17 protein-coding genes are annotated in these 14,963 nt (G+C 69.3%); 8 read left to right on the plus strand and 9 right to left on the minus strand.

The annotated features are described in order from the left end of the window. Nucleotides 1-246: 246 nt before the first annotated feature. Both ACQPYK_RS40095 and ACQPYK_RS40100 read right to left on the minus strand, forming a co-directional pair. Nucleotides 247-501: a MerR family transcriptional regulator gene (locus ACQPYK_RS40095; RefSeq protein WP_433259052.1), complete on the minus strand. Its 255-nt coding sequence runs from the start codon at nt 499-501 to the stop codon at nt 247-249. Nucleotides 502-1,251: 750 nt separating this feature from the next. Next, complete coding sequence (locus ACQPYK_RS40100) at nt 1,252-1,623, minus strand: STAS domain-containing protein (RefSeq protein WP_433243590.1); 372 nt, start codon at nt 1,621-1,623, stop codon at nt 1,252-1,254. A gap of 490 nt (nt 1,624-2,113) precedes the next feature. On the opposite strand from ACQPYK_RS40100, the gene ACQPYK_RS40105 reads away from it, so the two are divergent. The 5 genes from ACQPYK_RS40105 (at nt 2,114) to ACQPYK_RS40125 (ending at nt 6,015) form a co-directional block, all read left to right on the plus strand. Next, nucleotides 2,114-2,302: an NAD-dependent epimerase/dehydratase family protein gene (locus ACQPYK_RS40105; RefSeq protein WP_433243593.1), complete on the plus strand. Its 189-nt coding sequence runs from the start codon at nt 2,114-2,116 to the stop codon at nt 2,300-2,302. A 106-nt stretch (nt 2,303-2,408) separates the two neighbouring features. Next, the gene (locus ACQPYK_RS40110; protein ID WP_433243596.1) at nt 2,409-3,332 is read left to right on the plus strand and encodes an RNA polymerase sigma-70 factor; all 924 of its coding nucleotides are present in this window, start codon (nt 2,409-2,411) and stop codon (nt 3,330-3,332) included. Between the two features lie 327 nt (nt 3,333-3,659). Continuing rightward, nucleotides 3,660-4,499 carry an NAD(P)H-binding protein gene (locus ACQPYK_RS40115; RefSeq protein ID WP_433243599.1) on the plus strand — a complete coding sequence of 280 codons (840 nt, stop codon included), beginning with the start codon at nt 3,660-3,662 and terminating at the stop codon, nt 4,497-4,499. Between the two features lie 207 nt (nt 4,500-4,706). After that, on the plus strand, nt 4,707-5,300 hold the full coding sequence (locus tag ACQPYK_RS40120) for an NADPH-dependent FMN reductase (protein ID WP_433243602.1): 594 nt from the start codon (nt 4,707-4,709) through the stop codon (nt 5,298-5,300). A gap of 19 nt (nt 5,301-5,319) precedes the next feature. After that, nucleotides 5,320-6,015 carry an NAD(P)-dependent oxidoreductase gene (locus tag ACQPYK_RS40125; protein WP_433243605.1) on the plus strand — a complete coding sequence of 232 codons (696 nt, stop codon included), beginning with the start codon at nt 5,320-5,322 and terminating at the stop codon, nt 6,013-6,015. 510 nt (nt 6,016-6,525) lie between these two features. On the opposite strand, the gene ACQPYK_RS40130 is transcribed toward ACQPYK_RS40125, so the two are convergent. Then, the gene (locus ACQPYK_RS40130; protein ID WP_433259054.1) at nt 6,526-6,900 is read right to left on the minus strand and encodes a VOC family protein; all 375 of its coding nucleotides are present in this window, start codon (nt 6,898-6,900) and stop codon (nt 6,526-6,528) included. A 543-nt stretch (nt 6,901-7,443) separates the two neighbouring features. Between ACQPYK_RS40130 and ACQPYK_RS40135 the strand changes: the two genes are divergently transcribed. After that, on the plus strand, nt 7,444-8,286 hold the full coding sequence (locus ACQPYK_RS40135) for a carbohydrate-binding protein (protein ID WP_433243608.1): 843 nt from the start codon (nt 7,444-7,446) through the stop codon (nt 8,284-8,286). Between the two features lie 146 nt (nt 8,287-8,432). Here ACQPYK_RS40135 and ACQPYK_RS40140 read toward each other — a convergent pair whose 3' ends face one another. Continuing rightward, the gene (locus tag ACQPYK_RS40140; RefSeq protein WP_433259056.1) at nt 8,433-9,707 is read right to left on the minus strand and encodes an MFS transporter; all 1,275 of its coding nucleotides are present in this window, start codon (nt 9,705-9,707) and stop codon (nt 8,433-8,435) included. Nucleotides 9,708-10,053: 346 nt separating this feature from the next. Then, on the minus strand, nt 10,054-10,902 hold the full coding sequence (locus ACQPYK_RS40145; protein WP_433243611.1) for an alpha/beta fold hydrolase: 849 nt from the start codon (nt 10,900-10,902) through the stop codon (nt 10,054-10,056). A 121-nt stretch (nt 10,903-11,023) separates the two neighbouring features. Here ACQPYK_RS40145 and ACQPYK_RS40150 point away from each other — a divergent pair, with 121 nt between their 5' ends. Then, nucleotides 11,024-11,473 (plus strand): MarR family winged helix-turn-helix transcriptional regulator, encoded by a 450-nt coding sequence (locus ACQPYK_RS40150; protein ID WP_433243614.1) that lies wholly within the window; start codon nt 11,024-11,026, stop codon nt 11,471-11,473. A 512-nt stretch (nt 11,474-11,985) separates the two neighbouring features. On the opposite strand, the gene ACQPYK_RS40155 is transcribed toward ACQPYK_RS40150, so the two are convergent. Continuing rightward, nucleotides 11,986-12,117: a hypothetical protein gene (locus ACQPYK_RS40155; protein ID WP_433243617.1), complete on the minus strand. Its 132-nt coding sequence runs from the start codon at nt 12,115-12,117 to the stop codon at nt 11,986-11,988. A gap of 296 nt (nt 12,118-12,413) precedes the next feature. Next, nucleotides 12,414-13,247, minus strand: coding sequence for an MBL fold metallo-hydrolase (locus tag ACQPYK_RS40160; RefSeq protein WP_433243620.1), 834 nt, complete (start codon nt 13,245-13,247; stop codon nt 12,414-12,416). 67 nt (nt 13,248-13,314) lie between these two features. Between ACQPYK_RS40160 and ACQPYK_RS40165 the strand changes: the two genes are divergently transcribed. Continuing rightward, a complete protein-coding gene (locus ACQPYK_RS40165; RefSeq protein ID WP_433243623.1) occupies nt 13,315-13,923 on the plus strand; it encodes a TetR/AcrR family transcriptional regulator in 609 nt (202 codons plus the stop codon). Here the strand turns inward: ACQPYK_RS40165 and ACQPYK_RS40170 are convergent. Together ACQPYK_RS40170 and ACQPYK_RS40175 are read right to left on the minus strand one after the other, a co-directional pair. After that, on the minus strand, nt 13,909-14,400 hold the full coding sequence (locus tag ACQPYK_RS40170; protein ID WP_433243626.1) for a LysR substrate-binding domain-containing protein: 492 nt from the start codon (nt 14,398-14,400) through the stop codon (nt 13,909-13,911). The genes ACQPYK_RS40165 and ACQPYK_RS40170 overlap by 15 nt on opposite strands. Further along, nucleotides 14,397-14,900 carry a LysR family transcriptional regulator gene (locus ACQPYK_RS40175; protein ID WP_433243629.1) on the minus strand — a complete coding sequence of 168 codons (504 nt, stop codon included), beginning with the start codon at nt 14,898-14,900 and terminating at the stop codon, nt 14,397-14,399. The genes ACQPYK_RS40170 and ACQPYK_RS40175 overlap by 4 nt, the downstream gene beginning before the upstream one ends. Nucleotides 14,901-14,963: the final 63 nt, after the last annotated feature.

The raw sequence follows: 14,963 nt of genomic DNA on the forward strand, positions 1-14,963 counted from the left end.
GACGCCCTTCTGCGGCGTTGCGAGACCCGGACCAGCGGTCGCGGTTGCTGAACCCGTCGCGCGCTGCCACGCAGGCGACAACTCGGGCTTGAGTCGTCAGCGACATCGGGCGTCTGAGAACCGCCTTACGGGCGTTCGACGTCGAGGTTCCCCCCGCCCCGACGCTGCTCCGCACCGGGTGGTCGACACCCGGTAACGGAAGGCGGGACAGATGGCGGAGCTGGGCACGGTAAGGCGGGTGGCCGGTCAGTCGCGTCGACGTAGTTCGGCGTTGATACGCAGGGCCTCGGCGAGCTGGTCTTCCAAGATGATGATGCGGCAGGCGGCCTCCAGGGCGGTGCCCTGGTCGAGCAGTTCCCGGGCGCGGGCGGCCAGGCGCAGCTGGTAACGCGAATAGCGGCGGTGGCCGCCTTCAGAGCGCTGAGGCTCGATCAGCTTGGCGGCGCCCAGGCCGCGCAGGAACGCCGGGGTGACGCCGAGGATCTCCGCGGCCCGGCCCATGCTGTAGGCGGGGTAGTCCTCATCGTCGAGTTTTCGGCCGGGCTTGTCACCGGCCACATCGGGAAGCGTCTGGGCCGCCTCCGTCTCCGTCTTCTCGGCGGCCTCTCGGGGGTGAGGGCCCGGGGATATGACTGCTTGATCCATAAAACCTTCCCTAACGCCGACAGGGGCCCCGGCGCCATGATGCGCCGGGGCCCGATGAGGTTCAACACCATCTACCGGCCCTGCGGCCGGTTCACTGCTTCCGCACTGGCCGCCCGAGCGGGCGGGGGGTGCGGGGATCGCGTATGCGTGACCGTAGACCACCGTCCAATCCGTGGAGGTGCGGTACCCGTGCGGCGAAGTTCAGCCCGCGACGGGCGATCCTGATGGCGTTCAACACTCCCTTCGTTATCCCTACTTCGACTTCATCTGCCACTGCTCCGACAGCGCGTCCACGGCCGGGCCCTTTCAATCCTGCCGGCCTCGGCACGTCCGACCTTCTGCCATCTACTTTCACTACTGCTCAGGCAGCGCGTCCACGGCTTGGACCCTTCACCTGCGTTGGCCCTGGCACGTCCGACCTTCTGCCGTCCACCTGCGTCATCTCCTGCTATCCACGTCCGTCCGGGCAGTTCGTCGTGCTTCCTGCCTACTGCTCTGCCCTCGTGGATCCGTTCCTTGCGATGTCAGAAACTCTAGCCTCTTCCATCGCAGGTGTCTATCTCCGTCACTGCAGATTTTCGGTAGCAGGGAAGCAAGGGAGAATCTTCATGCCGAGGGGAGCAGGTCGGCGACGGCTTGGTCGGTGCTGTCGCGCAGCTCGAAGTGCGCCAGCAGGCCGGTTTGGTCCAGCAGGTGCCGCAGGCCGTGGGGAAGACCCACGAGCACAAGGCGCCCGGTGGCGGCGTCCTGGATGCGTTGCCGCAGGTGAGCCAGGACTCCCACGGCGGTGGAGTCGTAGAAGGTCAGCTGGGACAGTTCCAGCACCAGGCGCGGGCCCGCGCTCAGACCCCAGAGCGCGTCGACGTGGTCGGTGAGCGTGGACGCGGTGAGGAAGTCCAGGTCCCCACCGACCCTCAGCACGCTGCAGTGACCGTGATGAGTGACCCGCACCCGCAACGCCTGCCTGTGATGATTCACCTCAGCCTTTCCCCTCGCCGCGCACCGCCGGTGAACTCCCTGCGGTACCCCGTCGAAGGACGGCCATGCCCCTTCGAGTCCCCCCACCGCCGGCGCCCGCCGATCGGCGGACTGTCCGCCGGGCCTACGGCCGCCGCGACGCTGACGCCGATCCTCAACGCCAACGGCTGCCCCCAGGTTCCTCAGCCCCGATCATCACGCACACCGACGCCAAGGTCGGCAGCAGTCAAGGTCACGATCGTCAACGATCCTGTCTCGCCCTAAATGCAGCTCAGAAGGGTACTTCCTCCAGATGTCCCACCTGACCCTGCCAAAGAGGGCGTGAGCGGCCCGGTCTCGGGCCGGCAGGCATCCGGACTTGTCGTGGATTCATCCCGGGCGGCGCTACCGACGATCTTCTCCCAGCTGTTTCTGTCCGCATGTCACAGATGGGCGGGCTGTCTCGTCTCGGGTTTCGAAGACAGGCTCCGGGATCTGGAAGGTGATGGTCATGCGGGTGTTCGTGGCGGGCGGGGCCGGGGTGTTGGGGCGGCGGCTGGTGCCGCAGCTGGTGACGCGTGGCCACGAGGTGACGGCGACGACGACGAGCACGGCCAAGCTGGGCTTGCTGGAGCAGCTGGGCGCCGAGGCGGTCGTGATGGACGGCTGGATGCGGTGTCGGTCGGTGAGGTGGCGGTGACGATGATGACCCAAGGGCGCGGCTTCTCCAACGCCAAGACCAAGCGGGAGCTCGGCTGGCAGCTGCGCTACCCCTCCTGGCGGCAGGGCTTCAAGGAGGAGCTGGCATGACCCGGACCGAAGAGTTCGAGGAGCTGCGGCCGCTGCTGTTCTCCATCGCCTATCGGATCTTGGGCAGCGTGAGCGAGGCCGAGGACGCGGTCCAGGAGACCTGGCTGCGATACGAGGCCTCCCCGACACAACCCGTCTCGGCCAAGGCCTTCCTGTCGGCCACGGTGTCCCGGATCGCGATCGACGTGCTGCGCTCGGCGCGCGTCCGGCGGGAGGAGTATGCCGGTCAGTGGTTCCCCGAGCCACTGCTGGCCGATCCGTATGAGGACCCGGAGCGGTCGGCCGAACTGGCCGACTCGCTCTCGATGGCGGCCCTGTTGCTGCTGGAGCGGCTCAGCCCGCTCGAGCGGGCGGTCTTCGTGCTGCGGGAGGTGTTCGGATTCGGCTTCGGAGAGGTCGCCTCGGCGGTGGGCAGGTCGGAGGCGGCCTGCCGCCAGCTCGCCGTGCGGGCGCGCCGCCACATGGACGCGGGACGCGCTCGGTTCGAGGCCGATCGACGGGAGCGAGAAGAACTCGCCGAGCGATTCTTCGACGCCTTCCGAGAAGGGGACGTCGACGGGCTGCGTAAGCTGCTCGCCGCCGACGTGCAGATGATCGGCGACAGTGGCGGCAAGGCCCCGCTGTGGGGCAGGGGCGTCTTCGGCGCTGAGAACGTGGCCAGGATGCTGACCGCGATCGTCGCGCCGTTCGTCCGGATCGGCGGCGGCGTGGAGCCACACGCGGTGAACGGCCAGCCGGGCGCGATCTTCCGTGACCGGGACGGCAACGTCGTCAACACCTTGGCGCTCGACATCCTCGACGGGCAGATCCAGACGATCCGCGCGGTGATCAACCCCGACAAGCTGCGGCACCTGGGTCCGGTGGCGGACGCCTGGGCAGTCGTTCGCGAGGCGAACCAGGCTCGCCGGACCACGGATTGACCACAAGCGCCGCCGGCGTTCCCGGACCTGGTGTGCTGGTGACGAGGCTGTCCCGAGACTGACGCATTTGCCTCCGCGCAGCTCAGCACTGGCAGCTGCCGCGGCCACAGGCCTGCTTGCTCGAGGAGTTCCGGATCGTAGCCGAGCGAATGCGGCCGGCTGCCGCCGACTTCCTGCAAGCCCCCACGCGGGGCCCGGTCGTCACACGGCCCGCCCGCCCACGGCTACACCATCGACAGCCTGGCCCCAGCCGGGTTCCTCCTCGCGGGCCGAACACAGCCCACGCGCCGATAACCGGCCCGTAGAAAAGAAAAGGAGATCTCAACCGTGATCCTGGTAACCGGTGGCGCCGGAAACGTCGGCGCCGACATCGTCCGCCAACTGCTCGACGCGGGCGAGAAGGTACGCGTCATCACCCGCAACCGCGGCGGCCGTTCCTTTCCGGACGAGGTCGAGGTCGTGCCCGGCGACCTGACCCGACCGGAAACCCTGCCGGCGGCGCTGACCGGCGTCGAGCGGGCATTCCTGTTCCCCGTCTTCAACGCCGTCGACGGATTCCTCGACGCGGCGCGGGAAGCCGGCCTTCGGCATGTCGTGCTGCTGTCCTCATCGACCGTCACGTTTCCCACGCCCGGGTGGATCGGCCAACAGCACCTGCGACTGGAACGGGCCGTCGAAGCGTCCAGGTTGCCGTGGACCTTCGTGCGCCCCGGCGCGTTCATGACCAACGACCTGGTCTGGGCGCCTCAGGTCGTCGACGGCGGGGTCGTCCGCGGGATGTACGGCGATGCCGCACTGGCCCCGGTCGACCCGCGTGACATCGCCGCGGTCGCCGTACGCGCCCTTCTCGATCGGCGTACCGGCGAGGCGTTTCTCCTCACCGGACCCCAGTCGCTGACCCAGATCGACCGCGTGCGGATCATTGCGGAGACGATCGGGCGGCCGCTGCGGTTCGAGGAGCAACCTCGAGAGCAATTCCGGGAGCAGATGCTCCTTCACGGAATGCCGGCACCGGTGATCGACGAGCTCATCGACGGGCTCGCCGCGAGAGACGGCAAGACCGAGCAAGTATCGCCGGCAGTCGAGGAAGTCACCGGGCGACCACCCTTCACCTACGCCCAGTGGGTCGCCCGCCACGCGGCCGACTTCGGCTCGATGCCGGCCTGATGGCGACCGCCCCGGGATATGGCCCGGTGCACATCCCGGGAACGGCACGAGGACCTGCCCAGGAGCATGCACGCGCCACTGGCGGCACTGAAGTTCGCCAGCGCCCCGGCCAGTTCGGAAAACGAGGGGCAGCCAGCGCCGAGCACCGCTTGCTGGACAACGTCTCCGGCTTCTGATGAACAAGCAAACATCGCAGGAGGATCCGGCATGATCAGAATCGGCATCATTATCGGCAGCACCCGCCCTGGCCGCAACGGCGACCAGGTGGCCCGCTGGGTACGGGACCTGGCGGCTGAACACGCGGGCACAGCCGCAGATTTCGAGCTCGTGGACCTGCAGGACTACGCGCTGCCGCTGCTCGACGAGGCGATCCCGGCGAGCAGGGCGCCGGGCCGGCAGCCGCACACCCAGCGATGGGCCAAGCGGATCGCCTCGTACAACGCCTACATCGTCGTCACACCCGAATACAACACTGCCCCGCCCGCCTCCCTGACCAACGCCATCGACCACCTCTACGAAGAGTGGGGCGGCAAGCCGGTCGGCTACGTCGGCTACGGCATCTTCGGCGCGGTCATGGCGGTGCAGAAGCTGCGCGCGCAGGCGGGCGTGCTGCGGATGGCGGACATCGGACCGCAGGTGGCGCTGTCGCTGCGTGAGGACTTCGCGAACTTCGCCGACTTCCGGCCACAGGAGCCGCACACGGCGGAGGTACACAGGCTGGTCGACGAGCTGCTGGCGTGGGCGCGGGCACTCGGCCCGCTGCGCGCAGCTTCCCGGACCGTTTACCAGAAGGTGTCGTGACCAAGGAAGGACAGTCGTCATGCGGATCACAGTCTTCGGGGCCAACGGTCCCACCGGCCGCCTGCTCACCGGTCAGGCACTCGCCGCCGGACACCAGGTCACCGCAGTCACCCGGCAGCCGGACTCGTTTCCGCTGCACCATGATCGCCTCGAGGTAGTCGGTGCCGACGTGCTCGATCCGGTGGCCGTCGACGCCGCCGTGGCAGAGCGGGATGCGGTGTTGTCGGCGCTCGGGGTGCCCGCTGGGAAGGAACCGATCAGCACCTATTCGCGTGGTGTGGCCAATATCGTCGCCGCGATGAAACGGCATCGGGTGCGTCGCCTCGCCGTGGTCAGCTCAAGCGGGGTCGCCCCGCACTCGTACTCCGATGGTGGGTTCCTGTTCAACCGAGTAGTGCTGCCATACGTGACCCGGGTGCTGGGTAAGACGCTGTACGACGACATGCGGCGGATGGAAACGCTGGTCCGCGCCAGCGATCTGGACTGGACGATCGTGCGCCCGAGCGGGCTCTACCATCTGCCGTCGTCCACCGACTACACCCTCGTCGAGGGCCACGCCGACGGCAGGTTCACCGCCCGTGCGGACCTGGCCGCGAGCATGCTGGCCCTGCTGGACGGCGACCGCTACCTCCACACCACCGTCAGCGTCGTCACCACTGTCGACAACCCCACCATGCTCCAGTGGATCCGCCGCGAAGCGCTCGCCAAGAGCTGAGCCGATTCGTCCGCATCCCGCCGAGGCGCTGGTAGCGGTCAGCAGATCCCCGCCCTCTCAACGCCGCCGACCGACTGGATCCGCGTCGACCTGACCAAGGCAGAAAACGGCTGTGCCGTGTCCTGCCTTGGCGGAGAGCGTCGCACCGACACCTGGACCTACTGAACCGACCACGCCAGGACGAACGAGAAATCCAGTTTCGTCCTGCGGTTCAGCGGGATATCGATCTTGGCTCTGTGAGCGATCTCATTACGGCTGGTGGCGCGGCCGGAAGGGCAGTCACGCACCGGAGGGCGAGCAGAGGCAGGCGGGTGCGCCGCACCGCCCAGGACAGCACGATATGAGGATGTGAAGACATGATCTCTCTGAAGACCTGACGAAGAGCATGGGAAACAGAGCCGACGGCGTCGTCGGCGACCGATGCGCAGGGAAGTGTCAGGTCTAAAGAGCAGGCGGCGTCATGCGCGCGAAGTCCTCACATAGGGGTGATTTGCCGGTGCGGGCCGATGCTCAGCTCAGGCGGGCTCGCAGAAGGCAGAATTCGTTGCCTTCGGGGTCGACCAGGACGTGCCAGGGCTCCTCGCCGGTCTGGCCGATGTCGGCCGGGCGCGCCCCAAGCTTCAGGAGGCGTTCGAGTTCGGCGTCCTGATCGCGGTCAGTGGCGTTGACGTCGAAGTGCAGCCGCAGCTTGCCCGCCTTGGGATCGGTAGTGGGGCTGAAGATCAGAGTCGGCTGCAATCCGCCGAACCCTTCCTCTGGTCCGATCTCCACCGCGCCGGCGTCCTCGGTGTCGAGCACGATGAAGCCCAGCACCTCGCACCAGAACGCCGCCAGCCGGTGCGGATCCCGGCAAGGGATTATCAGTTCGGAAATGCGGCAGGCCATGATCGGCATCCTACCGAGCATCAACCGCACGCAGCCAATCCTTAAACGGCCCAGGGCCGCGACGCAGTGGGCACCCGGGCATCCAGCGCCTCGCCGTGCGCAGCACGGCATCGAGGGCTCGCGTGTCGATGTAGGCGGTGACCGCGCCGAGCACCAGCCGCCGCAACTCCCCGGGCCCAGGCCCTCCACCTCTCACTACACGGGATGGTCGAGACGGCGACCCCTCGATATTCCACGGCATCGCGGCTGGTAACGCCATTCCATTGACACGATGGACATTCGATATGGCGCCACCGGAGAACCATCCCGGGGCCCTTCACCTGCACCATTCTGACTTACAACCCCATATGGCAAAGTTATGGAAACTTGTAGGGTTTTCCGCCCTCACAGGCGAGTGTCAGCTTTGTTCAAGTCCAGGCTGCCAGATTCCGGCCGGTTCCCCGCCGCGGTATCGCACGGTGCCGGTTCGACCGGCCTCGTCGGTGCCGCGCGCGCTCGACAGGTTGCATCCAGGCACACCCCCCGGAGGCCAAGGAGGCCATTGTGGACGCCGAGAACACCCACGACGAGAACATCGATGACAGGGGATCCAAGGGCATCAGCCGCAAGACCCTGCTGAAGGCCGCTCTCATAGCCCCGGCCGTTCCGCTGCTGATCGGCCAGGCTCCGGCGCTGGCCCGCAACGCGCGGGGAACGGGCCAGTTGCTCGACCCCACGCCGTTCTGCGACGACGGCGACGCCCCCACGATCGCCCAGACCGAGGGCCCCTACTTCAAGCCCAACTCGCCGCTGCGCTCCACGCTGACCGGCCCCGGCGTCCCGTTGACCGTCAGCGGCTACGTCTTCGGCCGTTCCTGCCAGCCGATCGCCAACGCGCTGCTGGACTTCTGGCAGGCCGACAACAACGGAGCCTACGACAACACCGGATACACCTTCCGCGGGCACCAGTTCAGCGACGCCCAGGGCGCGTTCAAGCTGACCACGATCGTTCCGGGCCTATATCCGGGCCGTACCCGGCATATCCACGTCAAGGTGCAGGCTCCCAACAAGCCGATCCTGACCACCCAGCTCTACTTCCCGAACGAGCCGCGCAACAGCACCGACACGATCTTCGATCCGTCGCTGGTCATGACCGTGCGCACGGTCGGCTCGGGACGGGAGGCGACCTTCGACTTCGTGCTCAACATCATCGGCTCGCCGTCGCCCAGCCCGACGCCGACTCCCACCACCCCTCCGAACGGGGGCGGCACCTGGAAGGCCGGCACGAACTACAAGGCCGGTGACCAGGTCACCTACGGCGGTGTGACCTACCGGTGCCTCCAGGCGCACACCGCCTACGCCGGCTGGGAGCCCCCGAACGTCCCGGCCCTGTGGCAGCGCCTCTGACGCACCGCCCCGCGGACCGGTGCACCCTGACCCACCGCCGTCCCGGATCCGGCCCGCCGTCGGCGGCCGGCGGGCGGGATGCACCGGTTCCCGGCCGTGGCCGGCGGCCGGACGCACCGGCACCGCCACCACGGACCGAGCACGTGTCACCCGCCGACCGGATCCGCGACGTCCTGGTCGGCCGGCGCACGTCGGGCGCGCGCGCCGTACAAAAGGGTGACGGCGACGACGACGAGCGGGAAGGCGGTGGCGACGAGGAGGCCGGCACGTAGCCCGGACCCGCCGTCATCGGGGAGTACGGCCGGCAGGCCGTCCAGAAATCCACCGGCCGCGGTGGAGGCGTCCGCGACGGCTCCCGCGATCCAGGGGCCCACCGCGCCGCCGGCGTCGCCGAAGACGGCCAGCACGCCGAACATGGCCGCACCACCCAGTGGAAAGCGCGCGGCGGCGAGGCTGAAGGTTCCGGGCCACAGGAGGCTGACGGCCAGCCCGCAGACCGCGCAGCCGACGAGGCTGACCACCGGATCGGCCGACAGGCAGGTGACGAGGTAACACGCGGTCGCCAGCGCGCCGCAGGACACCATGGCGGGCACCAGCGGGATCCTCTCACCCCACAATCCGTAGACGATGCGGCCGACACCCATCAGGATCGCGAACAGGCACGGGCCCGCCAGGTCGCCCCAGACCTTCGAGACGCCCAGTCCTTCCTCGGCGAACAGGGACGACCACTGCGACATGGTCAGCTCGGCCGCTCCGGCGCAGAGCATCAGCACGGTGGCGGCGGCGAAGGCGGGGGCGCCGAAGAGCTCGCGCAGGGAGGTGCGGTGCTCGTCGGGCACGGTCGCGGGCAACGGCACCCGGAGGAAGGCCACCATGTTGACCAGGGGGATGACCGCCCAGGCCAGCGGCAGGACCTGCCAGGCGTCCTGGCCGATCCAGGCCAGCAGCAGCGTGGTGCCCGCCACCACCGCGACCTGACCCCAGCAGTAGAAGGAGTGCAGCAGGCTCATCGCCGCCGCCTTGCCCTCCTGCGGGCTGGGCAGGGCGTCGACGACGGGGCTGACGAGCACCTCCAGCAGGCCGCCGCCGACGGCGTAGACGACGATCGCGACACACAGTCCCAGGTAGGGAGAGGGCGACGTGGCCGGGGCCACCGCGAGCAGCACCAGTCCCAGCACCGACAGGACGTGGGCCAGCACCAGCGGGAGGCGATAGCCGATCCGGTCGACGAACCTCACCGCCACGATGTCGGTGACCAGCTGGGTGGCGAAGTTCAGCAGGACCAGGCGTCCGAGCATCTCCATCGGGAGCTGGTAGCGGGTCTGGAAGACGACGAACAGCAGCGGGGCCAGGTTGTTCACGATGGCCTGGGTGACGTATCCGGTGTAGCAGGCGCGGCGGGTGCGATCGAAGGCCGTCATCGGGGGCACGTATCTCTTCCTCGGGGCGGGACCGGTCGCACGTGATACCGGGACGGCGGCTGTGCGTCACGGCGTACGGCAGCCAGAGGATACGGGCCCGGCACCAGGACGGGGTCCGGCGGGTGCGCGACCGCACGGCCCGCGTCGGACCGGCCCGCGTCCAGGCCGGCCGCATCCGGCCGATCCGTGTCCGGCCAGGCCGGCATCCGCCCTGCCTCGTATCCGGCCGATCCATGTCCGCCCTGCCCCATATCCGGCCGATCCGTGTCCGGACGGGCCGGCATCCGCCCTGCCTCGTAACCGGCCGATCCATGTCCGGCCGCCCTCTATGTCCAACCGCCCCGTGTCACACCGACCCGTCGAGGACTTCGCGCACCCGTGCCGCGAACGCCCTCGGGTGGGTCAGGTTGCCGTTGTGCCCGCCGGGAAACCCGACCGGCTCGACGTCGCCGAGCAGCTCCGCCAGCACCTGCGCGCACCGGTAGTCGAAGACGTCTCGCGGGGTGGTGCGGCCGGCGGCGGGCACGATGCGGGTCGGCCCACCCCGCAGGGCGGCGATCTCGGCACCGCCCAGCGTGTCACCGCGGACCGCGTTGAGGTCTTCCTCAAGGAAGAACTCGAAGTTGGGGCCCCGGTCAGCGGTGATCGGATGCGGTGTGAGGCCGGGCTCCACGTCCTGTGCGGAGGGGTCGATGCCCAGGACCTCCGCGACTTTCTTGATCGCGGGGAGCCAGCCTTCGCGGTGGTGGATCTCCTGGATGTCGCCCAGCTTGCGGTCCGCGGACTCGCGCTCGGCATCGGGCAGCAGCCGCAGCGCGACGGGCTCGTGCGCGATGAGCGTGCCCACCTGCTCGGGGTGTTTGACCGCCAGGTGAAGCCCGATGATGGCGCCGAGGCTGCAGCCGAGTATGAGCGCCGGCTCGTCGGTCAGCTCGGCGAGCAGGTGGTGGACGTCGTCGGCGTGCGTGCCGATGGTCAGTGGGCGCGCCTGGTCGTCGATCGTGCTGCGGGACAGGCCCCGGCGGTCGTAGGTGACCACCGTGTAGCGGTCGACGAGCCCGTCGACCAGATCGACGCTGCGGCCGGCGTCGCCCTCTCCGCTCTGGCCGACGAGCAGCAGGGGGCCGGCGCCGCGGATCTCGTAGTAGAGGTCGGCTCCGGGCACGGGCAGCATGCCGGTCTTCGTGGCGCTCATGGGAATCCTCCGGGGAGTCATGTCTCGCTTGCGTTCACCCCAACCATAAAGCATCAAAACAGATACATCAAATCTGATGCATCATTGGAGATGCATCAACCCTTGATGTATCGTCGCGAGCATGAACGGAGTCGAGCTGTTCCTCCTGGGCCGGACGCTGATGAAGATCGGAGAGGAGGCGCTTCCGACGGAGGGCCTCGGCGCCCACTCCACGAGCCACCGGTCCGTCCTCATCGTGGCGAGCGACATCCGCGACCATCCGAACAGCTCCGTCGGCGAGATCGCCACGCGGACGGGTTTCCCGCAGAGCCAGGTGTCCGCGTGCGTCGCCCGACTCCGCGAGGCCGGCTCCATCGTGACCGCGGCCGACCCCAAGGACCGCCGCAGGCTTCTCGTACGGCAGGCCCCCGAGGTCTCCGACCGCGTGGCGGAGGTCCGTGCCTCTCCCATCGAGGCCGCGCTCGCCACGGCGCTCGGCACCGACGACCCCCGGGAGATCGACGAGGTCACCGCCGCCCTGGAGACGCTCGCGCGGCGCCTGACCCCGCAGGCTCTGACCCGCCTGCACTGACGCTCCGCCGCGCCGGTTCGCGAAAAGCGGACCGGCTCGCAGAGGGGACAGCGGACCGGCTCACAGAGGGAACAGGAGCGCGACCGGCCCGTATGAGGGCGGACCGGCTCGCGAACGGGGAGCCGGCGCGAAGCACCGCCGGCCACCGCACGGCGGCGGTCCGCGCACGATCGCGCGACCGTACGCTCCCCACCCGGGCCGTACGGCCCCCGGTGCGCCGACGCGGCGGAATACGAGAACGCCCTAGCACCAGAAGGCGGAGGTGGTTCCTCCCGTGGTGACCGTACCGCCCCCCTGGACCGCTCCCCTGGTCGAGGACGACAACGGTCGCGAGCCCGGCCTGCAGCCCACGGCAGCCCACGGTGGTGATGTAGTTCCAGCCGCCCAGGGCACCCTGGGAGTTGGATATGAGAAAACCCAGGGAGTACGGTCCCACCGTGTTGAGCCCGACCGCGTAGATTGGCGACCGCCTCCCGCCAGACGTAGCCCTGTTCGCAGGTGTACGGGACCAGTCACTGGGCGGCGGTGTCGGTCGGTGAGGCAAGGGTCTGCACGCCTCCGGCGAGCACCGGCACGGCGAGCGCGGCGCCCAGCCGTCGCCACGCGATTCCCCGGCCCCTTTTCCCCGTTGCCTTCTTTCGCATTCCGCTCTCCCTCCATGCCGGCCTGTTACGCGCAGGCCGACATCGAATGAGTGTCCTTTTCCGGCACTTCGGTCAAGATGCGATTTCCCTGACACTTCATGGACCGGCGGAACCGCTTGGACAGGAGAGCCGGTTACGCGTCCTTGATTTCGAAGAAGATAATTCCGTTCATAGGGAACGGCGTTTACCCGCGTTTTCACAAAATCTCGCCTCGGTGCCTGTTTTCGAGCGCGGCGCTCGCCCGCGCCCGGAGGCCGGCCGTACGCCTTCGCCGGAACCGTCCCCCGCGATCCCGGCTAGGCCGGCAGCGACGTGTGGCGCCGGAGCTCCCAGGGGTCGTGGGCGCTGAAGACGCTCACCTCGTCGCCGTGCAGGCGGACAAGCTCGCGCAGACGGGCATGGTTGCCGAGCCGTAGCGGACGGTCCACCTCGGTGATCTGCTGCAGGATGTCCATTCCCGGGTGGCCGTGCGGGCTGTCCGGGTCGATCTCGCCGTGGAAGTAGTAGGCGTCGCCGCAGTGCAGCAGCCAGCGGTCTCCGTCGGGCACGGCTATCGCGCTGTGGCCGAGGGTGTGACCGCCGAGCGGCACGAGCAGGATCTCCGCGTCCACGCCCTTGAGCGGCCGGACCGCGTCGAAGCCGAACCACGGGTCCCCCTGGTAGCCGGGGTAGGTCACCCAGTGCGGCCGGTGCGCCCAGTGGGCCGGCCGGTAGCGGACCCGGTCCTCGGGGTGATGACCGGGAGCGGCCATCGCGGCGCGGTGCTCGGCCTCGCGCAGGTGGACCTGCGCCCAGGGGAAGTCGGGCAGCCCGCCGGCGTGGTCGAGGTCGAGGTGGCTCAGCACGATGTGCCGCACGTCCTCCGGCTGGAAGCCGAGCTCGGCCACCTGGTGCAGCGCGGTCTCCCGCACGTCGAGGACCGGCTGTGCCCGGCCGAGGAACTCCGGACTGAGGGTCTCTTCGGGTCGTGCGACGTCAGGCGTGCCGAGTCCGGTCTCGACCAGGATGAGGCCGTCACGGTCGGTCTCGACGAGCAGGCAGTGGCAGACGGCGCGAGCGGGTGCGAGCGGGCTGCCCTCGACGGGGTCGATCTGACGCATCGATCCGCAGTTGAGGTGGTGGATCTTCACGATGACTCCTTTAGCTAACGAACGTTCGGTTGTATTTGGCGAACGATCGGTAGGTTAAGCTGATTCCATGAGTCCACGCAAGTCCGCCGTCGAAACGACCGCCACCCGTACCAAGATCATCAATTGTGCTCTCGCGCTGGCTTCGACCGACGGGCTGGAAGGGCTCACGATCGGACGTCTGGCGACCGGGCTGGGGATGAGCAAGGCCGGAGTGATCGGCCACTTCGGCACGAAGGAAGCGCTACAGCTCGCCACGCTCGACGCCGCGGTCGAGGCGTTTCGCCTGCGGGTCCCGGCCAGGGTGGTGGGCGCCAAGCCGGGGGCCGAGCGGCTGGCGCGCGTGTTCCAGGAGTGGGTCGACTACATGCGGGACGGCGAGACGCCGGAAGGATGCCTCCTGACCTCGGTCGCCACCGAGTTCGACGGGCGGCCGGGTCCGGTCCGCGACGCCGTCCTCGCGGCGCTGTCGACCTGGTCCGCCTACGTCACCGGCGAGATACGCGCCGCCGTCGAGGCCGGAGACCTACCCGGGGAGACCGACGTCGACCAGCTCGCCTTCGAGCTGAACGGCGTCGCCCTCGCCGCCAATCAGGCCATCCAGCTGCACCGTGACCCGACGGCCCACGTCCGGGCCCGCCGGGCGATCGACCGTCTGCTCGCCTCAGCCGGAACCTGACGGCCGGTCCCGCTCCCGGTCTCCACCCGGAGCGGATCGCGGGCGTCCCGGGCCGGTGGGAGCGGTGTCGAGCCGGAGCCTGTCGCGGACATGCGGGGGCATCACGCAGGCCTGCCGGGCGAGGGTGTCGGCGAAGGCCGCGGTGAGCGGATCGGGCCGGACCCGGGTGTAGGCCCCGAGGCCGCGCGTCACCGGCGGATCGGGGCGCAGCAGGTGACCGTCGAAGTGCCGCGGGATGAGGTTCGCCGGGACCAGGGCGGGTCCGAGGCCCGCCGCGGCGAGCAGCGGGGCGGCGGCGGTCTGCTCGGTGCGGATCGCGGCGCGGGGCTGGAAGCCCGCGGCCGCACAGGCCTGGTCGAGCACGCGGGCCAGGCCGTTGCCGGGCGTGTAGTGCACCCAGCTCCGCCCGGCGAGCGCCCGCAGCTCCACGCGCGCGTCATCGCCGCCGGCGAGCGGATCATCGGCGGAGACGATCACGACGAATTCTTCGACGCCGAGGTCGCGATCGGCCCGTCCCAGTCCTGGGGCCGCGGTCCGACGGCGAGGTCGGCCTGCCCGGCGACCATGGCGGCCAGCAACTGATCGGCGTGCGGAAATTCGAGCAGGCGCACCTGGACCTGCGGATGGCTTCGGCGCCAGGCGCGCAGGGCGGGCGGCAGCACGCCGAGACTGATCGAATAGAGGGTGGCGAGCTGGAGCTCACCGGCTTCCAGCCCGGACGCCTGCCGCGCGGCGGTGCGGGCACGTTCGGCGTCGGCCAGGGTGGCGCGCGCGTGGGGCAGCATCGCCCGCCCCATCGGGGTGAGCCGTACCGAACGGGGCAGGCGTTCGAGCAGCGGGCCGCCCACGCTCTGCTCCAGCGCCCGGACCTGGTGGGACAGCGCGGGCTGCGTCACGTGCAGGACCTCGGCCGCCCGTGTGAACGATCCCGTGTCAACGATCGTCACGAGGTATTCGAGCTGCCGCAGCGTCGCCATGAGCGAATCTTATGGCAACGCTAAAAAACAAGCCTTGGACTCATCGGCCGGGCCGCCGGCAGA

It is taken from the genome of Streptosporangium sp. CA-135522 (assembly GCF_050949235.1).
Taxonomy (GTDB): Bacteria; Actinomycetota; Actinomycetes; order Streptosporangiales; family Streptosporangiaceae; genus Streptosporangium.